General features: G+C 75.0%; 1 protein-coding gene and 1 pseudogene. One reads left to right on the top strand and one right to left on the bottom strand.

What is annotated here, in order from left to right:
- Positions 1–1128: epoxide hydrolase family protein (locus DZG00_RS15370; RefSeq protein ID WP_147360060.1), on the top strand; the 1128-nt coding region annotated here is incomplete at its 5' end.
- Positions 1129–1178: 50 nt separating this feature from the next.
- Here the strand turns inward: DZG00_RS15370 and DZG00_RS17065 are convergent.
- Positions 1179–1527, bottom strand: a pseudogene (locus DZG00_RS17065) (hypothetical protein); the annotation flags it as partial.

Genomic DNA, 1527 nt, shown 5'->3' with positions numbered 1-1527 from the left:
GACCTCGACGATCTCCGCCGACGGCTCCTCGCCACCCGCTGGCCCGAGCGCGAGACGGTCGCCGACACCTCACAGGGGCCGCAGCTCGCCCGCATGCGGCGGCTCGTCGACCGCTGGGTCGACGGCTACGACTGGCGCGCCGCCGAGGCGATGCTGAACGGCTGGGGCCAGCACACCACCGAGATCGACGGGCTCGACATCCACTTCCTGCACGTCCGCTCCCGCGAGCCGGGCGCGCGCCCGCTGGTCCTCACGCACGGCTGGCCGGGTTCGGTGCTGGAGTTCCGGCACGCGATCGGGCCCCTCACGGATCCCGTCGCGCACGGCGGATCCGCCCAGGACGCCGTCCACGTCGTCATCCCGAGCCTCCCCGGCTTCGGCTTCTCCGGGAAGCCGACCGGCACGGGCTGGGACGCGGCCCGCACCGCACGCGCGTGGGCCGAGCTCATGCGCCGGCTCGGCTACGACGCCTGGTACGCGCAGGGCGGCGACCTCGGCGCGACCGTCACGTCGGAGCTCGCCGCGCTCGAGGCAGCGGGGGGCATCGGGCTGCGGGCGATCCACCTGAACATGGCGACCTTCATGCCGACGGACGACGAGATGCGCGAGGCCACCGACGAGGAGCGGCGGATGATGGCGGAGACCGGCCGCTACTGGCAGGAGCTGTCCGGCTACTCGCAGATGATGTCGACCCGCCCGCAGACCGTCGGCTACGCGCTGCAGGACTCCCCGGTCGGCCTCGCGGCCTGGATCTACGCGATGTTCCAGGACGTCGGCGGATCCCACGACGAGCACGGCGACGCCGAGGCGCTGTTCCCGCTCGACGAGATCCTCGACGACGTGATGCTCCACTGGCTGCCCGGCACGGCGGCCTCCGCGTCGCGCTTCTACTGGGAGTCGGCCCGCGGCGGCTGGTCGGCGCCCGGAACGATCGAGGATCCGATCACGATCCCGACCGGGCTGAGCATCATGCCGGGCGAGTACGTGCGCCGCTCCCGCCGCTGGGCGGAGCGTCGATACACGGACCTCGTGCACTTCAGCGAGGTCGAGCGCGGCGGGCACTTCGCGCTGCTCGAGCAGCCGGGGTTCCTCGTGGACGACATCCGGACGACGTTCCGCGGGCGGTGATCCGCGGAGCGACCTCGGCGTCCGCGCCGTCGCGCGCCGAGCCGTCGCCGTCAGCGCCAGCTCGGCGCGTCCCCGCCGAGCGCGGTGGCGATCCGGGTCGGGGAGAGCGAGGCGGGGCCGACGCGGAGGGGTGACGCCGTCATGAGCGCCTGACCGAGCGGGGTGTCCACGCCCCGCGGGGCGGCCTCCTCCGCATCCGGGCTCCCGCCCGCGGACTCCTGGTCGGCGGGGCGCGGCAGCGCCAGCAGGACGTGGGCCGTGCGGGCGAGCGAGAGCCGCCACGCGGATCCACGCCCGCTGCCCGCCCGCCCCGCCAGCCCCGCGACGGCGGAAGTGGCCGCGAGATGGCCCGTTCCCCAGTCGAGCGCCTGCACGGGCAGCGGGACGGGCCGGTCGGCG

The sequence above is a fragment of the Clavibacter lycopersici genome (assembly GCF_003576405.1).
Lineage (GTDB): Bacteria > Actinomycetota > Actinomycetes > Actinomycetales > Microbacteriaceae > Clavibacter > Clavibacter lycopersici.
This window is presented reverse-complemented; position numbering and strand designations above follow the sequence as displayed.